The organism is Rahnella sp. CFA14(1/10) (assembly GCF_004195095.1).
In the GTDB taxonomy this organism is placed as follows: Bacteria; Pseudomonadota; Gammaproteobacteria; order Enterobacterales; family Enterobacteriaceae; genus Rahnella; species Rahnella perminowiae.
The window spans coordinates 663,398-689,477 of sequence record NZ_SEWS01000001.1 but is presented as its reverse complement, the minus strand read 5'-3'; the positions used below and the strand labels follow the sequence as shown (position 1 = coordinate 689,477).

The following is a 26,080-nucleotide window of genomic DNA, read 5'->3' as shown; positions in this document are numbered from 1 at the left end:
TATAGCACGTCTTAATTTTCCATCAGGCGCTGTAACAGAACGCCATTTAACATTGCCCGTTTAACCAGGGCAAACGCACCAATCGCTGACTGATGATTCAGGGCGGACGTCACAACGGGTAAATTACGCCGGAAATCTTTCAGAACCTGCGCATTTATACAGTTCTGAATCGCCGGAAGCAGCACTTTATCGGCTTCGGTAATTTCGCCGGCTATCACCACTTTTTGCGGATTAAACAGGTTTATCGCGATCGAGACACCTTTACCCAACTGGCGGCCAACGTGTTCGATGACTTCGGTTGCCAGCGGATCGTGGCGGTTGGCGGCTTTGCAGATCGCCGAAATTGAGCAATCGTTCAGGCTGAGTTTGCTGGCATAACCTTGTGTCAGTAAATGACGTACCCGATTTTCGATGGCAGCGTTAGCCGCAACGGTTTCCAGACAGCCGAAATTACCGCAATGACAGCGTTCGCCCAGCGGGTCGATCTGTATATGGCCAATTTCACCGACGTTGCCGTTACTGCCGAGAAAAATCTGGCCGTTAACGATGATTCCGGCACCGGTACCGCGATGTAAACGAACCAAAATAGAGTCCTGGCAGTCGCGGGTAGCACCAAAGTAATGCTCGGCAAGTGCCAGGCTGCGGATATCGTGGCCAACAAAGCTGGTAACTTTAAACCGGGCCTCCAGCGCATCGACTAATTTCCACGCGCCCACGCTGATATGTGGCATGTAGCGCACGATGCCTTTATTCGGATCGACCAGCCCCGGAAGGATGACGGAAATGGCAATCAGTTCGCGAATTTTGCGCTGATTAAATTCGATGAATTGCGCAATCGCCTCGAACAGGGCATTTTCGAGGGTTTCCTGAGTCCGTTCGGGCAGGGCGTAATGTTGTTCGGCCAGAGATTTGGCGCTGAGATCATAGAGTGTAATCGTCGCATCATGACGACCAAGACGCACTGCGACGGTATGGAAAGGGCGGGTTTCGGTGATGATAGAAATCGCGCGCCGACCCCCGGTGGAAGCCTGCTGGTCAACTTCTTTAATCAGCCCGCGCTCAAGTAATTGTCGGGTGATTTTGGTGACACTGGCGGGCGCTAACTGACTCATGTCAGCAATCTGAATGCGCGAAATGGGACCTTGTTGGTCAATCAGGCGGTAAACCGCCGCGCCGTTTAACTGCTTCACCAGATCAACGTTGCCGATTTGTGCCTGCTGTCCGCCAGTTGTCATCAATGCTTTTATCCGCTCAATTAAACTTCGTCACCATTAACGATAGTTTTTGTGATTTTAAAATCATGAGTGAACGCGGTGAGGTTAGCGACTTTTCCTGCTTCGATGCTGCCCAGTTGATCGGCAACACCAATAGCGCGTGCCGGATAAAGCGTTGCCATACGCAGCGTTTCATCCAGAGCAATCCCGACATGTTCGACGCTGTTTTGCACCGCTTCAATCATTGTCAGGGCCGAGCCGCTCAGTGTTCCGTTTTCGTCCACACAGAGTCCGTCACGGTAGTATATTGTTTTACCGGCAAAAATGAACTCATCAATATTCGCGCCAGCAGGGGCAGTTGCGTCGGTGACCAGCACCAGCTTCTCACCTTTGAGCTTTTTCGCGTTGCGGATATTCGCCCAGTCGACATGCAGACCGTCAGCGATCACGCCGGTATACACTTCCGGCGTATCAAAAATTGCACCAATAAGACCAGGCTGACGACCTGTGATAGCAGGCATTGCATTATAAAGGTGCGTAGCAAAGCTGATACCTGCGGCAAAACCGGCACGTGCTTCAGCATAGGTTGAATTTGAATGACCTGCGGAAATGACGATTCCTGCTTCATGCAACTGGCGGATATATTTTGCATCAACCTGTTCAGGTGCGAGCGTCAGTTGGGTAATTACATCCGCATTGGCGCACAGGAAATCAATCATTGCGCTGTCTGGCAGCCGGATAAAGGCCGGATTATGCGTGCCTTTTTTCAGCGGGCTGAGGTACGGTCCTTCCAGATGCAGGCCCAATGCCTGATTTGGATACTTTTCCAGATAGGTGCGCATGACGCTAATGCCGTGTTTCATGTAGTCATCGCTACAGGTAATGAGCGTCGGCAAGAAACTGGTACATCCGGATTTTTCATTGGCTTTCTGCATGATTTCTAACGTTTCTACTGAAATCGCTTCCAGTGAATCGTTGAACTGCACACCGCCACAACCATTAAGTTGCAGATCGATAAATCCGGGGGCAAGAATGGCACCATCCAGACTGCGGGTTTCCACATTCGCCGGCAATTCACTCACCGGGCAGACACGTTCGATTTTGCCATCGGCAATCACTACCGCGTGGTTATCCAGAACGTCATGACCGGTATAGACCCGGCCCTCAATCAATGCGTACATCATGCCCCCATTCCCCTAAATCCTTTGAGCCGCAGCGGCGTTGGCTGCCTTCACTCACTCCGGTCACTTACTTGAGTAAGCTCCCGGAGATTCGTTCAGTTGCCGTCTTGCTGCAACTCCAATGCTTTCGGGGACTCAATTAATTAAAGGTTTTTCATATTTTCCGCTTCTAACTCGCGGAAATATTTAACAGTTTTGACTTTCAGTTCCATGGTGGAAGGTTCATCACACACCATAACGGCTTTTGCGTGCAATTGCAGGCAACTGATGGTCCACATGTGGTTGATATTACCTTCAACAGCCGCTTCCAGTGCCTGCGCTTTAGCATGACCAGTGACCAGAATCATCACTTCTTCCGCATCCAGCAGTGTGCCAACACCCACGGTCAGGGCGTATTTTGGCACCTGAGAGACATCATTGTCGAAGAAACGTGAGTTCGCGATACGGGTTTCATGCGTCAGGGTTTTGATACGGGTACGGGAAGCCAGAGAAGAAGCCGGTTCGTTGAATGCGATATGCCCGTCGTTGCCCACGCCACCCATAAACAGGTTAATTTTGCCGTAAGACTTAATTTTCGCTTCGTACTGGCGGCATTCTTCGTTGACGTCGGGTGCGTTACCATTCAGAAGATTGATGTTTTCGCGTGGAATATCAACGTGGTCAAAGAAGTTTTTGTACATAAACGTATGGTAGCTCTCAGGGTGTTCCTGCGGCAGGCCGACATATTCGTCCATGTTGAAAGTCACTACATGCTTAAAGCTAACCTGGCCTGCTTTATGCATAGCGATTAAATGCTTGTAAGCTTCGAGCGGGGTACCCCCGGTTGGTAAGCCTAATACAAAAGGACGGTCTGCAGTGGGTTTAAACGCGTTGATGCGTTCAACGATATGACGTGCAGCCCATTTGCCAACTTCAGTGGGGGTGTTTAACGGAATAAGTCTCATCAGATACCTCGAGTTTCAGAATATTGAATATACTGTTGATATCCTTTGTCCTTGGCGTAGCAGGGGGTATTGACTGCTCTCTGTCTGCAACGTCAATGACTCGGATATAGGTAGTCAAAGCAAAAACTAAGTTCGTCGGTTCAAAGGCGGTTTTGTTAAGCGTAAACCACCGCAACGGTTTATGAGTGGCACAATGCCGTCTGGATTTTTTTAATGATAAAATAAGTTTGGTGTCTTGACCAGTAAAATGGCATGTTATCACCTCTTTTTGGTGACGATTCTCACAAAAAGAGAGGTTTTAATTTGCGATACGAAATAATCTTTTTACACTCGCATTGCTGTTAGTTATAAGTGCAGTTGGTTAAATCGGAACGGTAAATGTAAAGGTAGTAACCATACTAATTAAACTACTTAGGTGATTCGCCTGACGGCGGATAGGGGGAAATGTGAATATTCTTGGATTCTTTCAGCGTTTAGGCAGAGCGCTACAGCTGCCGATAGCCGTACTGCCAGTCGCTGCTTTATTGCTGCGTTTCGGTCAGCCTGATCTTCTTAATATGCCTTTCATCGCGCAAGCCGGTGGCGGGATTTTCGATAACCTCGCATTAATTTTTGCTATTGGTGTGGCATCCAGCTGGTCTAAAGACAATGCCGGGGCAGCAGCATTAGCAGGTGGTATTGGTTACTTCATCCTGACTAAAGCGATGATCACCATCAACCCTGCGGTAAACATGGGCGTGCTGGCCGGTATTATCACCGGTCTGGTGGGCGGTATGGTTTACAACCGCTGGTCTGATATCAAACTGCCTGACTTCCTGAGTTTCTTCGGTGGGAAACGCTTCGTTCCTATCGCAACCGGCTTCTTCTGTCTGATTCTGGCCGCTATCTTCGGTTACGTCTGGCCTCCGGTGCAGGATGCAATCCGTGCGGGTGGGGAGTGGATCGTAGGTGCTGGTGCATTCGGTGCAGGTATCTTTGGTTTCGTAAACCGTTTGCTGATCCCAACCGGTCTGCATCAGGTTCTGAACACCATCGCATGGTTCCAGATTGGTGACTTCACTAACGCTGCGGGTACTGTATTCCACGGTGACATCAACCGCTTCTACGCGGGTGACGGCACTGCAGGGATGTTCATGTCCGGCTTCTTCCCAATCATGATGTTCGGTCTGCCAGGCGCAGCATGTGCCATGTACTTCGCTGCACCGAAAGAGCGTCGTTCGTTGGTTGGCGGTATGCTGGTTTCAGTCGCGGTGACCGCATTCCTGACCGGTGTGACCGAGCCATTAGAATTCCTGTTCATGTTCCTGGCTCCGCTACTGTATTTAGTCCACGCTATCCTTACCGGGGTCAGCCTGTACATTGCGACAGCGTTGGGTATCCACGCCGGCTTCTCCTTCTCCGCAGGTGCCATCGACTATGCGTTGATGTACAACCTGCCAGCAGCCAGCAAAAACGTCTGGATGTTGCTGGTGATGGGCGTCGTGTTCTTCGTCATCTACTTTGTTCTGTTTAGCGTAATTATCCGCATGTTCAACCTGAAAACGCCGGGTCGTGAAGACGACGTTGAGCATATCGGTGAGCCGGAAGCGAACAGCAATACAGAAGAAGGTCTGAACCAGCTGGCGCTGAGTTACATCGGTGCGCTGGGCGGTTCTGACAACTTCAAAGGTATTGACGCCTGTATTACCCGTCTGCGTCTGAATGTAAAAGATGCGGGCACCGTTGATGATGCTGCCTGTAAACGTCTGGGTGCGTCAGGAATTGTTCGTCTGAATAAACAAAGCATTCAGGTTATTGTGGGTGCAAAAGCTGAATCTCTGGCTGATGCAATGAAAAAAGTGATGGCTCGCGGGCCAGTCGCCGCAGGTGTTGCAACGGCTGAGCCGGTTGCTGCTGTCAAAACTGCACCTCAGGCCGTGCCAAACAGCGTGAAAACGGTAGTGGAAACTTTAGTATCTCCGGTAACGGGTGATATCGTCGCGCTGGATCAGGTGCCTGATGAAGCCTTTGCCAGCAAAGCCGTAGGTGATGGTGTCGCTATTCGTCCTACCGATAAAATTGTGGTATCGCCAGCCGCGGGCACCGTCGTGAAAATCTTCAATACCAATCATGCTTTCTGCCTGGAAACCACTTCCGGTGCTGAGATCGTGGTGCATATGGGGATTGATACTGTGGCGCTGAACGGACAGGGCTTTACCCGACTGGTCGAGGAAGGCGCAACAGTCACCGCCGGTCAGCCTGTGCTCGAACTGGATCTGGATTATCTGAACGCCAATGCCCGTTCAATGATAAGCCCGGTCGTCGTCAGTAATATTGATGATTATACCGGTGTGGTCTCACTGGCCAGTGGTTCCGTGGTCGCGGGACAGACCAAGCTGTTCGACATCCAGAGCAAATAATTCGCCAGATGGCGTAACAGGTTGACGGAGTGACAGCGGGAAGAGAGCGATCTCTTCCCGCTTTTTTATTGCCTGAGAACAGACGCAGCAGAGATAACCACGATTTTATGCAACTAACGGTTGTTTCCCGACGTGGCTTGTTGGAACATAAGCGGTTATCCGTAGAGTCAATGTTGCGTAGAGGAATTGCACAATGAGTGAGGCTGAAGCCCGCCCAACAAATTTTATCCGTCAGATTATTGATGAAGATCTGGCGACCGGGAAACATAATACCGTTCGCACCCGTTTCCCGCCTGAGCCTAATGGTTATCTGCATATCGGTCATGCGAAATCTATCTGCCTGAATTTCGGCATTGCACAAGACTATCAGGGGCAGTGCAATCTGCGTTTTGACGATACCAATCCGGCAAAAGAAGATATCGAATTCGTTGAGTCGATCAAACACGACGTTCAGTGGTTAGGTTTCGACTGGAGCGGCGATATTCATTACTCCTCGGACTATTTTGATCAACTGCATGCTTACGCGCTGGAACTGATCAACAAAGGTCTGGCGTATGTGGATGAACTGTCTCCTGAGCAGATCCGTGAATACCGCGGTTCACTGACGTCGCCGGGTAAAAACAGCCCGTATCGCGATCGTAGCGTAGAAGAGAATATTGCGCTGTTTGAAAAAATGCGTAACGGTGAGTTCGCTGAAGGCGCTGCCTGTCTGCGTGCTAAAATCGACATGGCCTCGCCATTCTTTGTCATGCGTGATCCGGTTCTGTACCGTATTAAGTTCGCAGAACACCACCAGACCGGTAAAAAATGGTGCATCTATCCGATGTACGATTTTACCCACTGCATTTCCGATGCGCTGGAAGGGATCACCCATTCGCTGTGTACGCTGGAATTCCAGGATAACCGTCGTCTCTACGACTGGGTGCTGGATAATATTTCTATTCCCTGCCACCCGCGTCAGTACGAATTCTCCCGTCTGAATCTAGAATATTCCATCATGTCCAAGCGTAAGCTGAACCTGTTGGTAACGGAGAAGATTGTTGAAGGCTGGGACGATCCGCGTATGCCGACGGTGTCGGGCCTGCGTCGCCGGGGTTACACCGCTGCTTCAATCCGTGAATTCTGCCGTCGTATCGGTGTGACCAAGCAGGATAACAACGTTGAAATGATGGCGCTGGAATCCTGTATCCGTGACGATCTGAACGAGAATGCACCGCGCGCTATGGCAGTGATCAATCCGGTTAAAGTGATCATTGAAAACTTTACGGGTGATGCTGTGCAGTGGGTGAAGATGCCGAACCATCCGAACAAACCGGAAATGGGCAGCCGCGAAGTACCGTTTACCCGTGAGATTTACATCGATCAGGCCGATTTCCGTGAAGAAGCCAATAAACAGTACAAGCGTCTGGTGTTGGGCAAAGAAGTGCGTCTGCGTAATGCCTATGTGATCAAAGCAGAACGTATCGAGAAAGACGCAGAAGGGAATATCACCACGATTTTCTGCTCTTACGATATCGACACCCTCAGTAAAGATCCTGCCGATGGCCGCAAGGTGAAAGGTGTGATCCACTGGGTTTCGGCTTCAGAAGGTAAACCGGCTGAGTTCCGCTTGTATGACCGTCTGTTCAATGTTGCCAACCCCGGGCAGGCAGAAGATTTCCTGACCACAATCAACCCGGAGTCTCTGGTGATTGCGCACGGTTTTGTTGAACCGTCGCTGGTGGCTGCTCAGGCTGAAATCAGCCTGCAGTTCGAGCGTGAAGGTTATTTCTGCGCTGACAGTCGCTACTCCGGCGCGGAACATCTGGTATTTAACCGTACCGTGGGCCTGCGTGATACATGGGCAAGTAAACCGGTCGCATAAAAGTCATCGCGATAAGGTTTTAAAAACGCAGCTCAGGCTGCGTTTTTTTATGTCCGGGTTTTATTTTGCTACTGCAAAAAATTGGTTTTCGTCGCGAATTAATGTGTTCCCGATGTATGATTTTTAAACGCTCATTTCCAGTGCTTTCCGTGGCTGAAACGTTTTAACCTTTCCTCAGTAAAACTTAGTGACTTGTTTATTCTCTCTATTTAAATAATCTGTCGGTCTGATCCTGCCTTAAGACATATAGTTACATTTTTTCATCTTTATGTGCACTTTGTCATACTTCGATGATCAATGATTAATTACCCATTGATAATTCGCGTCGCGAAAAATACTCTTAATGTTGATTTAACCGGTTACGTCTCTGACGGCCGATTTTGATACCCGTTTGGGTTTTGCACGAAATTTTTAGTCAAAATGAGGAATCTCTATGCATAAGCACCTTAACAGGGGCAGGGGATCGGCTTACCTGAAACCTGCCATGTATTCTCTCGCCGGCACTTTACTGAGTGGCGGAATGATGTTTTCACACGAGGCCAGCGCGGCCGGTTTTATCGATGATTCCACACTGACCGGTGGCGTGTATTACTGGCAGCGTGAACGTGACCGCAAAGATTTGAACAAAACCAAAGAAGAAACCCGTCCGGATGGCTCAAAAGTCACCGTCAATAATTCCGACTACAACAAATACGCGACTAACCTTTCACACTCCACTGCTAACCTGAATCTCGATTTTTCCTCTGGTTATGCCTGGGACATGTTCGGTATCGACGTTGCGGCCTTCACCGCCATTGAATTAGCCGAAGCCAGTGACAGCACTCATCCAAACGAAATTGCATTCTCTTCTAAAAACCACGCTTATGACGAGGATTACTCAGGTGATAAAGGCGGGGTCAGTCTCTACAAAGCGGCCGGTAAATTTAAATATGGCGGATTCTGGGGACATGCGGGCTATATTCAGCCCACAGGGCAGACGTTGATCGCACCGCACTGGAGCTTCATGCCGGGGACTTATCGCGGTGCGGAAGCCGGGTATAAACATGATTTCGGTGATGCGGGTGAACTGAGTTTCTCCTATATGTGGGCCGACGAATATAAATCGCCCTGGCATCTGGAAATGGATGATTTCCGCCAGAATGATAAGAAAACCGGCGTTTCTTATATTCACTCCCTCGGTGCGAAATATGACTTTAAAAATGACTTCGTGCTGGAAGGCGCGTTTGGTCAGGCTGAAAGTTATGTCGATCAGTACTTTGGCAAAGCCTCGTACAAAATAGATTTGCTGGGCAATCCGCTGACTACCAGCTATCAGTTCTATGGGGCAGAAGATCGTATCAGCGACAAAAATGATCCAAACAGTTTGTATGATGGTCTGGCCTGGTTGCAGGCATTAACTTTCGGCTATACCACGGGTCAGTTCAACTGGCGTCTGGAAGGGACGATGGTGAAAGCGGAAGGGAACCAGGGTTACTTCCTGCAACGTATGACGCCGACGTATTCCTCTTCAAACGGCCGTCTTGATGTGTGGTGGGACAACCGTTCGGACTTCAACGCTAACGGTGAAAAAGCAGTATATGCAGGCGTGTTGTATGACCTGGCAAAATGGGATTTACCGGGCTTAGCCGTCGGTGGCTCCTATGTTTATGCATGGGATGCCAGGCCGAGCACTAACGCGGCTTACGACCAGAGTCAGCGCCTGAAAGAAAGCGCCTGGAGTCTGGATGCGCTGTACACCATTCAGGAAGGCCGTGCGAAAGGGACATTGTTCAAACTGCATTACACCCAGTATGACAATCATTCGGATATTCCAAGCTGGGGCGGCGGATACGGCAATATTTTCCAGGATGAAAAAGACGTGAAATTCATCGTTATCGCTCCATTCACTATTTTCTGAGGTCGCTATGTCGATGAATAAATTATTGATGACCGTGGTATCCGCTGTTCTGCTGGCGGGTTGTGCGCCGACAGCCGGTCAGGCTGAAATATCCAAAACGCGTGAGGCTTACAGCGCCTGTATTAATACAGCGGAAGGCAATCCGGATAAACTGGCATCCTGTCAGGCGGTGCTGAATGTGCTGAAACAGGAAAAAGCCCACCAAAAATTTGCGGAACAGGAAACGGTTCGCGTGGTGGATTACCAGCAGTGTCTTACGGCACGCAAAACCGGTAATGGTCAGGCGTATGCCGCAGATTGCGGAAAGATATGGCAGGAAATCCGGGCCAATAACGCTCCGAAACCGTAAAACGAATCGCAGAAATCAAACCCCGGCGTGCCGGGGTTTTTTTAGGGTTGCTGAAATCCAGACATAAAAAAACCGCTTTTCAGCGGTTAATGAATTCACAGCCTGTCGGCAACGGGGTTGCCACATGCCATATTAGTGCGCAGGTTTATCGTTGTGCAAAGACTCATCTTCGCGGCAATCACCTGCTTCACAATGACCATAGAGATACAGACTATGGTTGGTCAGTTTGATGCCGTGTTTCTTAGCAATCTCACGCTGACGGCCTTCAATATACTCATCACGAAATTCGATTACACGTCCGCAATCCAGGCAGATGAGGTGATCGTGGTGATGCTGCTGAGTCAGTTCGAATACGGACTTGCCGCCTTCGAAATTATGACGGGTAACGATACCGGCGTCGTCGAACTGGTTCAGAACGCGGTAAACCGTTGCCAGGCCAATTTCTTCACCCATATCAATTAATTGCTTGTAAAGATCTTCCGCACTAACGTGATGACCTTCCGGCGCTTGCAGCACTTCCAGGATTTTGAGGCGCGGAAGCGTGACTTTTAAGCCAGCTTTCTTCAGTGCGGTGTTGTTGTCAGTCATGCGGATTCAGTCCTGTTACTATGTGCTAATCAAGTTGAGGCATGCAGCCTGTGGCATCGGCGGCACAAATTATTCGTTTAGTCTCTTCGTTTACGCAAGTGTGCCAATTGTCGTCAACGATAGCCTGTTAATAAAGATCACAATTTGCCGGTCACATTGGTAATGCAACGACTTGATCGATAGAAAAAACAGAGGAACTCAGTGTACCTTGATACGACCGAAAGTTACAATTTTGTAGCAGTTAAATTGTTAATTTCAGTAATAGTTTGGCCCTTCAATTGTAGAATAAATCCTCAGGGCCAACAGGGTTTTTAGCCAATAATTTCAGAAAGGCTGAGTTCTTCTGTGATCTGTTTCACCCAGGCATCAACACGTTCACTGGTCAGTTCCGGCTGGCGATCTTCGTCAATTGCCAGGCCTATGAAATGCTTATCATCAGCCAGGCCTTTAGAGGCTTCAAAGTGATACCCTTCGGTAGGCCAGTGTCCGACAATCACTGCGCCGCGTGGCTCAATGATATCGCGCACGGTGCCCAGTGCATCGCAAAAATATTCGGCATAGTCTTCCTGGTCACCACAGCCAAACAGTGCAACCAGCTTACCTTCGAAATCTATCTCTTCCAGCGTTGGGAAAAAGTCGTCCCAGTCACACTGCGCTTCACCGTAATACCAGGTTGGAATACCGATAAGCAAAATATCGAATTTTTCCAGATCCTCTTTGCTGCTCTTCGCAATGTCATGCACCTCTGCAACATCTTTACCCAACTGTTTCTGGATCATTTTTGCGATGTTTTCGGTGTTACCTGTATCGGATCCAAAGAAGATACCTACAACGGCCATAAGATTACCTAACCTCTTGTTCTCAATGAAGTGCTCTGCAACGCAGGCAATAATAATGCAGATGATAGCAAACTCGTGCGGCGGAGAATATGCTTCTGCTCGCCTTCTTAGCTGGGGAATAAGTTTATCGGGCAATATTTTTAAGTGTTATCGCCTTTGTGTGCTTTCACGCAGGGTGCGTTAACCTCAGGCTGAATAAGGTCAAACGCAAATTGAAGAAATAAGTCGTCACAATACTAAATTTCGAGAATATTCCGCCGATAGATGATGCGAGAGCAATCTCAACATAATAAAGAAATCGATGCCCGGAGAGGTGTTCAAACATGTCCTGGGGCACTTGCCTGCTGGTTACCTGTCTTGATTCTCCGCATCCCCCTCAATCCTCAGGCCAGAAACAGTCATGTTTCGAGAGAGGCATATCGTGCAGTTTTTAAAAAATATTACCATCAGGGCCGCTTTGTTAACAATTCTTGGCATTTTTTGTGTCATGTGGGCGGGTGTTTCCCTATACACCGTTACCTCCCTTGACACACTGACCCAAAATACCAAAAACAGTACCGAGCTGGTCAATAATATGGCGCTGATCAATAAAGGAAATGATCAGTATTTCCGTACCGTAACTCGCCTTACGCGTGCCGTCGCACAGCTTCAGGCCGATCCGTCAAAAGGTCCGGAAATTTTTGATACCGCCAAACAATCCCTCACCGGGCTGACCCAGGCACTGGCTAATTTTAAAACGGCGCCGCATCCGGGGCTGGAAGATGTTGCCGTGCAGGAACTGATCACCAATTGGGAAAATCTGATTACCCAGGGCGTCACGCCAATGTTCGACGCAGCCTTCAGTAAGAACACGGAGTTATATAACCAGTTAGCCAACACTACCGTACCTGCACTGAGCCGCAGTTTTGGTGTCTCGATGGACAAAGTCGGCGGTCAGATCGCGGTAGATTTTGATGCATCGCAACGGCAGTCTGCCCATCTGACCTCATTCAGCAAAGTGATTCTGCTGACGGCCTTTGGTATCGGGCTGGTGATCTTATTACTGACTGACCGTTATCTGGTCATGGCGCTGGTGAAACCCTTGGATAAAATCCGTGATCACTTCGCGGTGATAGCAAGCGGCGATCTGACACTTTATCTGGATGAGTTCGGTAAAAACTGCGCCGGTAAGCTGATTCCGTTACTGAACCTGATGCAGTCTAGCCTGGTGAATACCGTTCAGACCATCCGCAACTGCACCAATCACATCTATCAGGGCGCGTCAGAAATTTCAGCCGGAAACAACGATTTATCTTCCCGTACGGAAGAGCAGGCATCTGCACTGGAAGAAACCGCTGCCAGCATGGAAGAACTGACTGCGACGGTTAAGCACAATGCTGATAACGCTCATCATGCCAGCCAGCTGGTTATGGAAGCTTCTACCACTGCGCAGAAAGGTGGCAACATCGTGGCGGATGTGGTCAGCACCATGAAAGATATCTCCGGCAGTTCGAAGAAAATTGCTGAAATCACTTCCGTGATTAACAGCATCGCTTTCCAGACCAACATTCTGGCGCTGAATGCCGCAGTAGAAGCAGCACGTGCAGGCGAGCAGGGGCGTGGTTTTGCAGTGGTTGCCAGCGAGGTGCGCAGCCTGGCACAACGCAGTGCGCAGGCTGCAAAAGAAATCGAACAGCTCATCAGCGAATCGGTTTCCCGCGTCGACAGCGGCTCGAAACTTGTTGAAAACGCCGGTCAGACGATGAATGAAGTGGTGCGCTCAATTACGCATGTCACCGACATCATGGCGGAAATTGCGTCTGCGTCTGACGAACAAAGTAAAGGAATCAGCCAGGTAGCGGTAGCGGTCACAGAAATGGACAGCGTTACACAACAGAACGCCGCACTGGTAGAACAGGCGTCACAGGCCGCAGTATCGCTGGAAGAACAGGCTTCGTTGCTCAACAACGCCGTCGCAACGTTCAAACTGAAAGACAGCGTCACGAATGTGGGTTCACGTCCGGCGAAGTCGATTTCAGCACCCTTGTTGCGTCCTGATACCGGCAGGCTTTCGGCAAAAAGTGCTGAAAACTGGGAAACGTTCTGAGTGGGAAGACGTAAATTAGCGTGGAATAATTAAGAAAAACAAACGGGTAGCCTTATCGGGTTACCCGCTTTTCAATCAACCTTCATGACCGTTAAGATGCGACAGCAGCATCTCTTCAATCAATTCGCTACGACTGATATTGCGTTCTTCTGCCAGCTTATTGAGCATGTCAACAGCATCGGCATTCATTTTCAGCTCCACACGACGCAGGCCGCTCGCTTTATCGCGGCGTAACTGGTTGCGCTTATTGATCCTGAGCTGTTCATCACGGGATAGCGGATTTGTTTTTGGACGCCCCGGACGACGGTCATCTGCGAACAGATCAATCGTCGTGCGATCCAGTTGTTCTTTTGCCATAGGTAGAGGTACAACCAGGGAAGTTTTTACATCGGGAAACGGCAAGCCGTTCCTGACGAGCGTTTCACACATTTCGGGCTAAGAAACCCTGACCCAATTCACCCCCCGCGACTCACTGTGAGTAAAACGGGGCGGCAAAATTATAGCGCGCAATCATACACTGGCGCCCCAGGGGTTCACAACGCCTGATTGCCCTGATTTCATGATAACTTCTTAAGTTGTGCAGACTTTTTGCACAATTTATCCCCAGGATGTTAAACCTCAGGCCACATCGATGAAACGGTGCACAGCGCGCAGTACCGCATCGGGTCTTTCCGCATGCACCCAGTGACCGGCTCCCGCCACCACATGCGCTTTGGCCTGTGGAAACTGGCGGGCAATCGCGTCGCGATATTCATCCTGCACATACGGCGATAAGCTCCCGCGGATAAACAGCGCCGGATGATCCCATGCTGGCACATCTTCCCAGCCGGTAATGGTTTCGTATTCACTGAGCAGCACGGGCACGTTGAAGCACCATTCGCCCTGGCGGAAGGATTTAAGCAAAAACTGGATCACGCCGTCTTCCTTTATATACTGGCGCATACAGTCGCTGGCAGACGTGCGGTCACGGAGTCTTGCGTCGGTCACAGCGTTAATGGCCGCGAAAATCTCATCATGACGACGGACGTGATAATCCACGGGGGCGACATCAATGGCGATCAACTTTTCGATACGATCGGGGATCCGTGCCGTCAGCGCCATCGCGGCTTTGCCGCCCATCGAATGGCCGATAACGATGATTTTTTGGAAACCAACAGCATCCAGCGTTTCTTCTAAATCTTGTGCCATGGCGGCGTAAGACATTTCATCAGAACGTCCGGACTGGCCATGATTACGCAAATCCACCTGTAACACGTTATGCTGTTGTCTCAGGTCACGGGCCAGAATACCCAGATTATCCAGGGTGCCGAACAATCCGTGGATAAGCAAAACCGGCAGTGCAGTGCTGCCAGTCACTTCAGATTCCTGCAGGCGATAATGTAATTTCATAGAGAAGTTCATACAGATAAACAATCTCATTAGGTTATCATGACTTGCGGATAATTTTTTAAAACAGAAAGTGTCTGCCAGATGCCTGAGCGGGATTTGACTACCAGGAACAGAACGGGCCGGAGCCTGCATGCAGCAAAATCGGGAAGTTGTCTGGATTTTACTTTGCAGCGCAATTCCCCTGTTTGTTACTGCGTAGAAATTTGTATAATCCTTTTGAATGAATTAAGTAGAAGAACAGTACTGGATAAAGATGAAAACTATTGAGGTTGACGAAGAACTCTACCGCTACATTGCCAGCCACACGCAGGCAATCGGTGAAAGTGCGTCTGATATTTTACGCCGTATGTTGAAGTTTACTGCCGGTCAGACCGCTCCTGACGCGCCAGCGACGACTTCTGTTATTGCCGGAACTGTTGCGCAGGAAAAACCTGCTGTCGCAGCGGCACCGACGTCGCGTGATAAAGTCCGCGCCGTCCGTGAACTGCTGTTGTCCGACGAATACGCAGAACAGACTAAAGCGGTTAATCGTTTTATGCTGATCCTCTCGACCTTGTATACCCTGAACCCTAAAGAATTTGCGACAGCGACCGACTCTCTGACCGGGCGCACGCGGACTTATTTTGCCGGTGACCAGCAAACCTTGCTGCAAAACGGCATACATACCAAACCTAAACACGTTCCCGGAACGCCGTATTGGGTTATTACGAATACCAACACAGGTCGCAAACGCAGCATGATCGAACACATCATGCAGCTCATGCAGTTCCCGGCGGAACTGACTGATAAAGTATGCGGCACCCTCTAATTTCAGCGTAAGGGAGAAGCGCCAGTGGCTAATCACCCCCGTGCAGGGCAACCTGCTCAGCAAAGCGATTTGATCAATGTGGCGCAGTTAACGTCACAGTATTACGTTCTGCAACCGGATCCGGCAAACACGGCACATGCTGTGAAATTTGGTACGTCCGGCCATCGCGGTAGTGCGTTGCGTCACAGCTTTAATGAAGCGCACATCCTGGCAATTGCTCAGGCGATTGCCGAAGTGCGTAAAGAGCAGGGTACCACCGGCCCGTGCTACGTGGGTAAAGACACCCATGCGTTGTCCGAACCGGCGTTTATCTCTGTGCTGGAAGTGCTGACCGCCAATGGCGTGGATGTCATTGTTCAGGAAGATAACGGGTTCACGCCGACCCCAGCGGTGTCGCACGCCATTCTGACGCATAATCGTCACGGCGGCGCGCTGGCGGATGGCATCGTCATCACGCCTTCACACAACCCACCGGAAGATGGCGGCATCAAATATAACCCGACCAACGGGGGGCCGGCAGATACTAATCTGACTTCCGTGATTGAGAAACGTGCTAACGCATTGCTGGCCGCAAAACTGGCAGGCGTGAAACGTCAGTCTCTGGATCTGGCGTGGAAAAGTGGCCATCTGCAAGCGAAAGATCTGGTTCAGCCGTTTATCGAAGGGCTGACCGATATCGTTGATATGGCTGCGATTCAGAAAGCGGGTCTGAAACTGGGTGTCGATCCGCTTGGCGGTTCCGGTATCGAATACTGGAAGCGTATCGCGGAACATTACCAACTGGATCTGACGCTGGTTAACGATGAAGTCGATCAGACTTTCCGTTTTATGCATCTCGACCATGACGGCGTGATCCGTATGGACTGCTCGTCTGAATCTGCAATGGCCGGTCTGCTGGCGCTGCGTGATAAATTCGATCTGGCCTTTGCCAATGACCCGGATTATGACCGTCACGGTATTGTGACGCCTGCCGGTCTGATGAACCCGAACCATTATCTGGCGGTAGCGATTCAGTATCTGTTCCAGCATCGTCCGCAATGGGGCAAAGAGGTTGCTGTCGGTAAAACGCTGGTATCGAGTGCGATGATCGACCGCGTGGTAGAAGATTTGGGCCGTAAACTGGTGGAAGTGCCGGTTGGGTTCAAATGGTTTGTTGATGGTCTGTTTGACGGCAGCTTCGGATTTGGTGGCGAAGAAAGTGCCGGGGCTTCTTTCCTGCGTTTTGACGGCACACCCTGGTCGACCGACAAAGATGGGATCATCATGTGCCTGCTGGCCGCAGAAATTACTGCGGTTACCGGCAAGAACCCGCAGGAACATTACAACGAACTGGCTGCGCGCTTTGGTGCACCAAGCTACAACCGTATTCAGGCACCTGCGACGCACGCGCAGAAAGCCGCACTGTCTAAACTCTCTCCTGAACAGGTGAAAGCTGACACACTGGCCGGTGACCCGATCACTGCCCGTTTGACCAACGCACCGGGTAACGGCGCGTCTATCGGTGGTCTGAAAGTGATGACCAAAAATGGCTGGTTCGCGGCGCGTCCGTCCGGTACGGAAGAAGCTTACAAGATCTATTGTGAAAGCTTCCTCGGTGCTGAACATCGTGAGCAAATCGAGAAAGAAGCGGTAGAAATCGTCAGTAAAGTGCTTGCTGACGCGAAATAAGCCGTTTTCTTTATCTCATCAAAGGCGCTGATTATTCAGCGCTTTTTTTTTTGCCCGTTTTTTGCCGGAAGTTTAGACATAAAAAGATATATCTAAATTCGCTTCCCGGTCTTGCCAGTTTCTGAAAACCGATCTAGTTTAGATATATCGAAATGATTCGATATATCTAAATAGGACATGCACTATGTTTAGTAAAATGTTTGAGGGTCGCCATCGCGGCCACGGTAGTCGTGAAGAAGGGCATCGCGGCCATTGCCGACATGAATCAGAATACAGCGATCACAGCGAGCGTCACATGTTACGTCGTGACGGTCGCCATCGTGGTGAAGAAGGGCGTGAACATCGCGGGCGTGGTGAAGGCCGCCGTGGTGAACGCGGTGCACACCGTCTGTTTGAACATGGCGATTTACGCCGCGTACTGCTGGCGCTGGTGGCGAAGAAACCGAGCCACGGTTACGAACTGATCAAAGCGATTGAAGAAGCCTCTTCCGGTCTTTACGTGCCAAGCCCGGGCGTGATTTACCCGACGCTGACACTGCTGGAAGAGCAGGACTTCCTGGAGCCTGTCGCCACGGGCAACGGCCGGAAAAGCTACCAGATAACGGAAGCCGGTAAAGCGGAACTGGCACAGCATCAGGCGACGGTTGATATGATTTTTGCCCGTCTGGCGGGGGCGCAGCGTCCGCGTGAAAACAACCTGGCAGAAGGCATTCATGAATCGATGCACCGCCTGCGTCACGCGCTGCGTTCTAACATGATGCGGGCGGATTTAACGCCGGAACAGGTGGTGCGTGTGAGTGCGATTTTGCAGCAAGCCGCTGAAAGTCTGGAAGCCGAATTTGGTGAGGCCAAACCGGAGACCGACCAGCCTAAGGCATAAAGCGATAGCCCACGCCGGTTTCGGTCAGTAAATGACGTGGCCGGGTGGCATCGGCCTCCAGTTTCTGCCGCAAATGTCCCATGTAGATGCGCAGATAATGGCTGTGTTCAACATAATTCGGGCCCCAGACGTGGCTCAGTAACTGACGCTGAGTGATGACTTTACCGCTGTTGGCCAGCAGTTCGGCCAGCAGGCGAAACTCAATCGGCGTCAGATGACAATCTTCACCGTTACGCTGTACGCGCCGGTTGATCAAATCCACCGTCACATCTGCAAACGTCACCAGCGGACTTTCCTGTGCGCTGCCGGTATGGCGGCGCAGAGCCACACGAACCCGCGCCAGCAGTTCACCTACGCCAAACGGCTTGGTAAGAAAATCATCGGCACCGGCATCCAGCGCCGCTATCTTGTCTTCCTCGCGGGTGCGCGCCGACAAGACGATAATCGGGATAGCGCTCCAGTGGCGCAAATCGCGAATATACGTCAGGCCGTCACCGTCCGGTAAACCGAGATCGAGAATAATCAGATCCGGTTTACGGGTTCCGGCTTCAATCAGCCCGCGTTGCAGCGTTTCACTCTCAAACACCCGCAAGCCTTCCGCCTCCAGTGCTGTACGCACAAAGCGGCGGATCTCTTTTTCGTCTTCAACAATTAAAATATTTACCGGGGATGCGCTCACGATACCTCGTCGATGTCTTTTTCCATGTCACCTTCCATCTCCGGCAACGCCTCGAGCGGCAGCCTGAAACGAAAACGCGCACCGCCGTTCGGGCCATTTTCCGCCCAGATCCGTCCGTCGTGCACCTCAATAATGGCACGACAAATCGCTAATCCCAACCCCACGCCCGGAATAGCGGATTCTTTATTACCGCGGGCGAATTTTTCGAAAATAGTGTGCTCGGCACCAGCCGGAATACCGGGACCGTTATCCCAGACTTCCATCTCCAGCCACTCCTCCAGCGGCGTGGCTTTAATGCCAATTGTCGCACCGGTTCCGGCATATTTATGGGCGTTTTCGAGCAGATTGATCAGCACCCGTTCGATCAGGCTGGCGTCGCAGTTAACCAGGACCATTTCCTGGGGTAAATCGATTTTAATATTGTCGTGCGCCAGCACCGGTTCGAGCATCCGCAATGCGCTGCCGGTGATTTCTTCCACCGACTGCCATTCTTTACGCAGATTAAATCCACCGGACTGAATACGCGCCATATCCAGCAGGTTGTTGACCAGCCGGGTAGTGCTTAGCACCTGCTGACGGATCTGGCTGGCCTGCGGTGCATGCTTTGATCCTTCTGCGGCAAGATCCAGCGTGAGGATTTCCGCCTGGCCGAAAAGCACCGTCAGCGGTGTACGTAAATCGTGGGAAAGCGCAGAAAGCAATGAGTTACGCAGTTGTTCGCGTTCGGTTTCCAGCCGCGCCGTTTCTGCGCTGGCGGCCAGATGCAGACGTTCCAGTGCATTGGCGATCAGCACGGTAAAGGTCTGTAACAGACGCTGTTGTTCCGGTACTAACAGTTGACGGATATTCGGCGGTTCGACCGCCAGCAGGCCACGCGATTCACCGGATGCAACCAGCGGCAGAAGCTGGTAGGGCACGCCGGGCAGGGTATCCGTGCCCGCACCGGCTGGCAGTTTCTTGTCGAAACTCCAGCGGGCGATAGCATCATCGACCACAATCGAAGTCATTTCGCCGGCCGGCTGCATCAGTTCGCCGTTCTCCTGTGGCAGCAAAATGGCGGTTTTGGCGTTCAGACTGGAAGAAATAAAGTGGCGGCTGGTCTGCGCGATGGCTTCCGGCGTCAGCGACTGACTGAGTCCTTTGGACATTTCATACAAATGCTGCGCACGTTTTTCACGGTGACGCGCGATACGTGCCTGATAACGGACGCCTGCGGTCAGATTCCCGATCAGAATGCCGACAATCAGCATTACGCCGAAGGTCACCAGGTATTGCGCGTCAGTCACCGCCAGCGAGCCGCGCGGTTGTACGAAAAACAGATCAAAGCTGACGACATTGATTACCGCCGCCAGCACCGACGGCCAGCGGCCATAAAACAGGGCAACAATCACCACGCCGAGCAGATACACCATCACCAGATTGGCCTGATCGAAAGTCGGCACCAGCCATTGCGACATCATGGTGATCACCGCGCACAGCGCCACGGCAAGAGCGCAGCCCCATAACTGGCGGCTGAAGCGATCGGCGAAAGTGCGTAAGTCCTGCTCTTTGCGCAGAGGTGTTACCGGCGCGTCTTCCAGGCCGACGACGATTAAATCAAGATCGGGGGCGATTTCGGCCAACTTGTCAGCAAAGCTGGCGCTAAATTTCCAGCGCTTTTCCCGCCGCCGGCCGGTCATAATTTTGCCCAGACGATGTTCACGGGCGTAACGCAAAATCGCCTGTTCTTCCTGCGGATCGGAGAGCGTGGCAGTTTCTGCCCCCAGTTCCTGCGCCAGTTTCAGGGAATGCAGAATGGCGCGGCGCTGGCCTTCAGGTAAACGGTGCAGGCGCGGGGTTTCAACATATACAGCGTGCCAGACACAACCGAGGCGCGCTGCGAGGCGCGAGGCGACGCGGATTAATTTCTCATTCCCCCCGCTGTGACCGATACACAGCAACAGTGCATCACGGGTATGCCAGACACGACTGACACCCTGATCATCGCGGTATTCGCGCATCTGGTCGTCAACCCGGTCAGCAGTACGACGCAGGGAAAGCTCCCGCAGGGCAATCAGATTGCCTTTACGAAAAAAGTGTTCGATGGCGCGTTCGGCCTGACCGGGGATATAAACTTTACCTTCTTTGAGACGCTGACGCAGGGAGTCAGGCGGTAAATCTACCAGCACCACTTCGCTGGCATCATCAAACAAACGGTCGGGAACCGTTTCACGAATAATGATACCGGTGACGCCGCTGACCACATCGTTCAGGCTTTCCAGATGCTGAACGTTCACGGTGGTAAACACATCGATACCGGCATCAAGCAACTCTTCGACATCCTGCCAGCGTTTCGGATGGCGCGATCCGGCGGCGTTACTGTGCGCCAGTTCGTCCATCAGGATCAGGGCAGGGCGGCGGGCCAGGGCGGCATCAAGGTCAAACTCCTGAACCTGACGTCCGCGATGATGAATACGTTTCGGCGGTAACAGAGAAAGCCCCGGCAGCAGCGCCTGCGTTTCCTGCCGTCCGTGAGTTTCCACTACGCCAACCAGCACGTCGAGGCCGGTGGCGCGCAGGCGCTGCGCTTCCTGCAACATGGCAAAAGTTTTCCCGACGCCCGCACAGGCGCCGAAAAAGACTTTCAGTTGCCCGCGTGGCTTCTCATTGGCGAGCGCCAGCAGGCTGTCGGGATCGGGTCTTTCGTCTGTCATATCATCCTGTCAGGTTGGTTGATAAGTTAGTTTGCTTTCAGTTCATCCAGCGCTAAGTTCAGTCCGAGCACGTTCACGACGTCCGGGCCGAGGTAACCAATCAGTGGTGAGGAGGTATTATCATCAATCAATTTATTCACTTGCGCCAGTGGCAGCCCGCGCGCGGTGGCAATGCGCGGAGCCTGCCACTGTGCCGCTTCCACCGAAATCTGCGGATCCAGCCCGCTGGCGCTGGCGGTGACCAGATCCACCGGCACGGCCGCCGGACTTTGCGGATTGGCTTTTCGCAGCATCGCCACGCGGTCTTTCACTGCCTGATCCAGCGCCGGGTTACTGGCAGCCAGATTGCTCCCTCCCGACGCCATCGGGTTATACGGTGAATCAGAGGTAACTGACGGGCGGCCCCAAAAGTAATCATTGCGGGTAAAATTTTGCCCGATGAGTTCTGAGCCAATCACTTTATTGCCGCCGTCTTTTATCAGCGAACCCGTTGCCTGCTGGCGGAATACCAGCTCTGAAACGCCGGTGGTCAGCAGCGGATACGCCACGCCGGTTATCAGCGTCAGCAGAACCGTCATCACCAGAGCCGGGCGTACATAGTTCATTCTTCTTACGGACATAATGGTCTTCCTCAAAAATCAGCTCAGATGTAAAACGGTCAGGATCACGTCGATCAGCTTGATACCGGCGAACGGCACCAGCAGACCCCCGGCACCATAAATCCACAGGTTACGGCGCAGCAGCGCGGCGGCACTCATGGCTTTATAGCTCACACCTTTCAGCGCCAGTGGTATCAGAAACACAATCACCAGCGCGTTGAAAATAACCGCCGACATAATGGCTGAAGACGGTGATGTCAGGTGCATGACGTTCAGCGCGTTCAGTTGCGGATAAGTGGCTGCAAACGCTGCCGGGATAATGGCGAAATATTTCGCCACGTCGTTGGCGATACTAAAGGTAGTCAGTGAGCCGCGCGTCATCAGCATCTGTTTACCGATATGCACCACTTCAATCAGCTTGGTCGGGTTGGAATCGAGATCGACCATGTTCCCGGCTTCTTTCGCTGCCTGCGTCCCTGAGTTCATCGCCACTGCGACATCGGCCTGCGCCAGCGCGGGCGCATCGTTGGTGCCGTCGCCGGTCATCGCCACCAAACGGCCTTCTGACTGATACTGACGGATCAATGCGAGTTTGGCTTCCGGCGTCGCTTCTGCCAGAAAATCATCCACACCCGCTTCGGCGGCGATGGCCGCAGCAGTCAGGCGGTTATCCCCGGTGATCATCACCGTTTTGATGCCCATTTTGCGCAGCTCGGCAAAGCGCTCCTTGATGCCGCCTTTAACGATATCTTTCAGCTCAACCACGCCCAGCACTTTTGCGCCTTCGGCGACCACCAGCGGCGTGCCGCCTTTACGCGCCACATTCTCCACCAGACCATCGACGGCTTTCGGGAAGGTACCGCCATTAGATTGCACATGACGACGGATCGCATCCACCGCGCCTTTACGGATGCTGCGTTCACCCACGTTGACGCCGCTCATGCGGGTTTGCGCGGAGAAGGGCACGAAGGTCGCATTCAGTGAATGAATATCGCGTTCGCGCAGGTTAAAGCGTTGCTTCGCCAGCACCACGATGCTGCGACCTTCCGGCGTTTCATCGGCCAGAGAGGATAACTGCGCGGCATCGGCCAGTTCCTGTTCCGTTACCTGCGGCGCGGGCAGAAACTGCGATGCCTGACGGTTACCGAGCGTGATGGTGCCGGTTTTATCCAGCAGCAACACATCTACGTCACCGGCGGCTTCCACCGCACGGCCGCTGGTCGCGATAACGTTAGCTTCCAGCATGCGGCTCATGCCCGCCACGCCGATAGCCGACAGCAACCCCCCGATAGTGGTCGGGATCAGACACACCAGCAGCGCGACCAGCACGGTCACGGTGACCGGGATACCTGCATGGCTTACGCTGACGCTAAACAGCGAGAACGGATAGAGTGTCGCGGTAGCCAGCACGAACACCAGCGTCAGTGCCACCAGCAAAATGGTCAGCGCCACTTCGTTTGGCGTCTTGCGGCGTTTCGCCCCTTCGACCATTGCAATCATCCGGTCAAGGAAAGTATCTCCGGGGTTAGCCGAACATTCGACCACCAGCCAGTCTGACAAAACGCGCGTCCCGCCGGTCACTGAGGAGAAGTCCCCGCCGGATTCGCGGATCACCGGCGCAGATTCGCCGGTAATGGCACTCTCATCCACTGACGCACCGCCGATCAGCACTTCCCCGTCGCACGGCACGGTATCGCCTGCTTCGATCAACACATAATCGCCTTTGCGCAGGGTATCGGCGGCAACCTTAATTACCGGTGATTCAGGACGCGGTTCGTAGATTTTTTTCGCCCAGCTGGTTTTCTGCACGCCTTTCAGACTCTGCGCCTGCGCCTTGCTGCGGCCTTCAGCCAATGCTTCGGCGAAGTTGGCAAACAGCACGGTGAACCACAACCACAGGGATACGCTGCCGGTAAAAGCCGCACTGCCGTCGGTGCGGTGCATCAGAATCGCCAGCCAGATAAGCGTGGTCAGAATGCTGCCCAGATACACCACGAACATCACCGGATTACGCCACTGAACGCGGGGATCGAGCTTTTTCACCGAATCCAGCAGGGCAGTACGGATCAGACGGGGTTCAAATAACGCACGTTGTTTACGACTCATCTTTTTAGTCTCTATATTCATCAGTTCAACGAGTTACGCAGCATTACTGTGCTGACCAGACTTGCAAATGTTCTGCCACCGGTCCCAGCGCCAGCGCCGGAATAAAGGTCAGTGCGCCGACTAACAACACGGTGCCGACCAGCAGACCGATAAACAGCGGGCCAGACGTTGGCAGGGTGCCATTGCCGGCCTGCTGGCGTTTTTTCATCACCAGCGAACCGGCAATCGCCAGCACCGGAATGATGACGCCGAAGCGGCCAAAGAACATGCAGAAAGCCAGCAACAGGTTGTAGAACGGTGTATTGACGCTCAGCCCGGCAAACGCACTACCGTTGTTATTGGCGGCGGAAGACACCGCATACAGCACTTCGCTGAAACCATGCGCGCCGGGGTTTAAAATCCCGGCGCGGCCGGCGTCGGTGACCAGCGCCAGTGCGGTGCCGAGCAGCACCAGCGTGGGTGTCACTAGGATCGCCAGTGCGGTCATCTTCATGTCGTAAACGTCGATCTTCTTACCGAGATATTCCGGTGTACGGCCAATCATCAGTCCCGCAATAAACACCGTCAGCAGCACAAACAGCAGCATGCCGTACAGACCGGAACCCACGCCGCCGAACACCACTTCACCAATCTGCATCAGCCACATCGGTACCATGCCACCGAGTGCGGTAAAGGAATCGTGCATGGCGTTAACCGCACCGCACGAGGCCGCCGTGGTGACGACGGCGTACAGCGCGGAGGCCAGAATGCCGAAGCGGCTTTCCTTTCCTTCCATATTAAAATTGCTGCCTGCACCCAATGCAGTGAAATGCGGATTGCCTTTGAGTTCGGCGTACATCACCACCACTACCGACACCACAAAGATCACCGACATCGCCCAGACCAGTGCGTGGCCCTGACGGTTGTCGCCAACCACGCGGCCAAAAGCGAAGCACAATGCACAAGGGATAATGAAAATCGCCAGCATCTGCACCATATTGGTCAGTGCGGTCGGGTTCTCAAACGGATGGGCTGAGTTGGCACCGAAGAAGCCGCCGCCGTTGGTGCCGAGCATTTTGATCGCTTCCTGAGACGCCACCGGGCCCATCGGTAAGGTCTGTTGCAGGCCTTCCAGCGTGGTGATGTGCTGATACGCTTCGAAGTTTTGCAGTACCCCCTGACTGACGAAAAACAGTGCCAGCAGGAAAGCCACTGGCAGCAACAGATACAGCGTGATGCGCCATAAATCCGTCCACGCATTACCAATGGTCTGTGCTGAAGGGCGTGCAAAAGCACGGATCAGCGCAAATGCCACGGCGATACCGGTCGCTGCGGAGAGGAAGTTTTGCACCGTCAGCCCGACCATCTGGCTGAGATAGCTCAGTGTGCTTTCGCCGCTGTAAGCCTGCCAGTTGGTGTTGGTCACGAAACTCACTGCGGTGTTAAAGGCCAGATCCCATGACAGCCCGCCAAAATGCTGTGGGTTCATCGGCAATACACCCTGTGCCATCAGCATCGTCATCAGCACAACAATGCCCAGGATGTTAAATACCATGATCGCCAGTGCGTACTGCCACCAGTTCATTTCAGCATTACTGCTGCCAGACGTGCGTAAAACACCGTTTTCTATGCGCTGAATAAATGCGCCGGGCTGTCCTTCAATCAGTTGAGCAATAAAGTTACCCAGTGGTTTTGCCAGCAGCAAAAGCACCAGCATAAAACTGGCAATCAGTAAGAATCCGGTTGCGGCCATTTAAAAATCCTCCGCATTCAGCAGGGCATAAACCAGATAGCCGAGCAGCAGAAGAACCAGTAATGCGCCGCAGATTACGCCAACAGTCACAATCCACCTCCACAGGTGTGTTTTTATGTTGTGGCGAGAATAAGGAAAGGCGGGAAAAGATCCTGAAAAGAAAGA

Annotated in this window: 21 protein-coding genes; 8 read left to right on the top strand and 13 right to left on the bottom strand. The window is 52.3% G+C overall.

What is annotated here, in order from left to right; translation table 11 throughout:
• Positions 1-11: 11 nt before the first annotated feature.
• The 3 genes from EVX52_RS03430 to nagB form a co-directional block, all read right to left on the bottom strand.
• Positions 12-1,235, bottom strand: coding sequence for an N-acetylglucosamine repressor (locus tag EVX52_RS03430; RefSeq protein ID WP_129952044.1), 1,224 nt, complete (start codon positions 1,233-1,235; stop codon positions 12-14).
• A 20-nt stretch (positions 1,236-1,255) separates the two neighbouring features.
• On the bottom strand, positions 1,256-2,395 hold the full coding sequence (gene nagA / locus EVX52_RS03425) for an N-acetylglucosamine-6-phosphate deacetylase (protein WP_129952150.1): 1,140 nt from the start codon (positions 2,393-2,395) through the stop codon (positions 1,256-1,258).
• 143 nt (positions 2,396-2,538) lie between these two features.
• Entirely contained in the window at positions 2,539-3,339 is an 801-nt protein-coding gene (nagB, locus tag EVX52_RS03420; RefSeq protein ID WP_129952043.1) for a glucosamine-6-phosphate deaminase, read from the bottom strand.
• Positions 3,340-3,785: 446 nt separating this feature from the next.
• On the opposite strand from nagB, the gene nagE reads away from it, so the two are divergent.
• The 4 genes from nagE to chiQ all read left to right on the top strand — a co-directional run bounded on the left by nagE (position 3,786) and on the right by chiQ (position 9,848).
• Positions 3,786-5,738, top strand: coding sequence for a PTS N-acetyl glucosamine transporter subunit IIABC (nagE, locus tag EVX52_RS03415; RefSeq protein WP_129990585.1), 1,953 nt, complete (start codon positions 3,786-3,788; stop codon positions 5,736-5,738).
• Positions 5,739-5,931: 193 nt separating this feature from the next.
• Positions 5,932-7,602, top strand: coding sequence for a glutamine--tRNA ligase (gene glnS / locus EVX52_RS03410; protein WP_129990584.1), 1,671 nt, complete (start codon positions 5,932-5,934; stop codon positions 7,600-7,602).
• 484 nt (positions 7,603-8,086) lie between these two features.
• A complete protein-coding gene (locus EVX52_RS03405; RefSeq protein WP_235173185.1) occupies positions 8,087-9,499 on the top strand; it encodes an OprD family outer membrane porin in 1,413 nt (470 codons plus the stop codon).
• Positions 9,500-9,512: 13 nt separating this feature from the next.
• On the top strand, positions 9,513-9,848 hold the full coding sequence (chiQ, locus tag EVX52_RS03400; protein ID WP_165385159.1) for a ChiQ/YbfN family lipoprotein: 336 nt from the start codon (positions 9,513-9,515) through the stop codon (positions 9,846-9,848).
• 132 nt (positions 9,849-9,980) lie between these two features.
• Here the strand turns inward: chiQ and fur are convergent, their stop codons facing one another.
• Together fur and fldA are read right to left on the bottom strand one after the other, a co-directional pair.
• The gene (gene fur, locus EVX52_RS03395; RefSeq protein WP_015698140.1) at positions 9,981-10,436 is read right to left on the bottom strand and encodes a ferric iron uptake transcriptional regulator; all 456 of its coding nucleotides are present in this window, start codon (positions 10,434-10,436) and stop codon (positions 9,981-9,983) included.
• 311 nt (positions 10,437-10,747) lie between these two features.
• Positions 10,748-11,275: a flavodoxin FldA gene (gene fldA, locus EVX52_RS03390; protein WP_013576468.1), complete on the bottom strand. Its 528-nt coding sequence runs from the start codon at positions 11,273-11,275 to the stop codon at positions 10,748-10,750.
• Between the two features lie 421 nt (positions 11,276-11,696).
• Here fldA and EVX52_RS03385 point away from each other — a divergent pair, with 421 nt between their 5' ends.
• Entirely contained in the window at positions 11,697-13,361 is a 1,665-nt protein-coding gene (locus EVX52_RS03385) for a methyl-accepting chemotaxis protein (protein WP_129952038.1), read from the top strand.
• Between the two features lie 75 nt (positions 13,362-13,436).
• Here EVX52_RS03385 and ybfE read toward each other — a convergent pair whose 3' ends face one another.
• Together ybfE and ybfF are read right to left on the bottom strand one after the other, a co-directional pair.
• The gene (ybfE, locus tag EVX52_RS03380; RefSeq protein ID WP_015690259.1) at positions 13,437-13,718 is read right to left on the bottom strand and encodes a LexA regulated protein; all 282 of its coding nucleotides are present in this window, start codon (positions 13,716-13,718) and stop codon (positions 13,437-13,439) included.
• A 261-nt stretch (positions 13,719-13,979) separates the two neighbouring features.
• Positions 13,980-14,762 (bottom strand): esterase, encoded by a 783-nt coding sequence (gene ybfF / locus EVX52_RS03375; protein ID WP_129990617.1) that lies wholly within the window; start codon positions 14,760-14,762, stop codon positions 13,980-13,982.
• 241 nt (positions 14,763-15,003) lie between these two features.
• Here ybfF and seqA point away from each other — a divergent pair, with 241 nt between their 5' ends.
• From seqA to EVX52_RS03360, 3 genes are all read left to right on the top strand, one after another.
• Entirely contained in the window at positions 15,004-15,558 is a 555-nt protein-coding gene (gene seqA / locus EVX52_RS03370) for a replication initiation negative regulator SeqA (RefSeq protein ID WP_129952037.1), read from the top strand.
• A 24-nt stretch (positions 15,559-15,582) separates the two neighbouring features.
• Positions 15,583-17,226 (top strand): phosphoglucomutase (alpha-D-glucose-1,6-bisphosphate-dependent), encoded by a 1,644-nt coding sequence (gene pgm / locus EVX52_RS03365; RefSeq protein ID WP_129990581.1) that lies wholly within the window; start codon positions 15,583-15,585, stop codon positions 17,224-17,226.
• 184 nt (positions 17,227-17,410) lie between these two features.
• Entirely contained in the window at positions 17,411-18,106 is a 696-nt protein-coding gene (locus tag EVX52_RS03360; protein ID WP_129990580.1) for a PadR family transcriptional regulator, read from the top strand.
• Here EVX52_RS03360 and kdpE read toward each other — a convergent pair.
• From kdpE to EVX52_RS03330, 6 genes are read right to left on the bottom strand one after another with little or no spacing between them, the layout of a single operon-like run.
• The gene (gene kdpE, locus EVX52_RS03355) at positions 18,096-18,785 is read right to left on the bottom strand and encodes a two-component system response regulator KdpE (protein ID WP_129952034.1); all 690 of its coding nucleotides are present in this window, start codon (positions 18,783-18,785) and stop codon (positions 18,096-18,098) included. The genes EVX52_RS03360 and kdpE overlap by 11 nt on opposite strands.
• On the bottom strand, positions 18,782-21,478 hold the full coding sequence (kdpD, locus tag EVX52_RS03350; RefSeq protein WP_129990579.1) for a two-component system sensor histidine kinase KdpD: 2,697 nt from the start codon (positions 21,476-21,478) through the stop codon (positions 18,782-18,784). Before kdpD ends, kdpE begins: the two co-directional genes overlap by 4 nt.
• Positions 21,479-21,504: 26 nt before the next feature.
• Positions 21,505-22,098, bottom strand: a complete 594-nt coding sequence (kdpC, locus tag EVX52_RS03345; protein ID WP_129952032.1) for a potassium-transporting ATPase subunit KdpC — start codon at positions 22,096-22,098, stop codon at positions 21,505-21,507.
• 18 nt (positions 22,099-22,116) lie between these two features.
• Positions 22,117-24,183 (bottom strand): potassium-transporting ATPase subunit KdpB, encoded by a 2,067-nt coding sequence (gene kdpB, locus EVX52_RS03340; protein ID WP_129990578.1) that lies wholly within the window; start codon positions 24,181-24,183, stop codon positions 22,117-22,119.
• A 43-nt stretch (positions 24,184-24,226) separates the two neighbouring features.
• Positions 24,227-25,915: a potassium-transporting ATPase subunit KdpA gene (gene kdpA / locus EVX52_RS03335; RefSeq protein ID WP_129952030.1), complete on the bottom strand. Its 1,689-nt coding sequence runs from the start codon at positions 25,913-25,915 to the stop codon at positions 24,227-24,229.
• Positions 25,916-26,005: a K(+)-transporting ATPase subunit F gene (locus EVX52_RS03330; protein ID WP_101075733.1), complete on the bottom strand. Its 90-nt coding sequence runs from the start codon at positions 26,003-26,005 to the stop codon at positions 25,916-25,918.
• Positions 26,006-26,080: the final 75 nt, after the last annotated feature.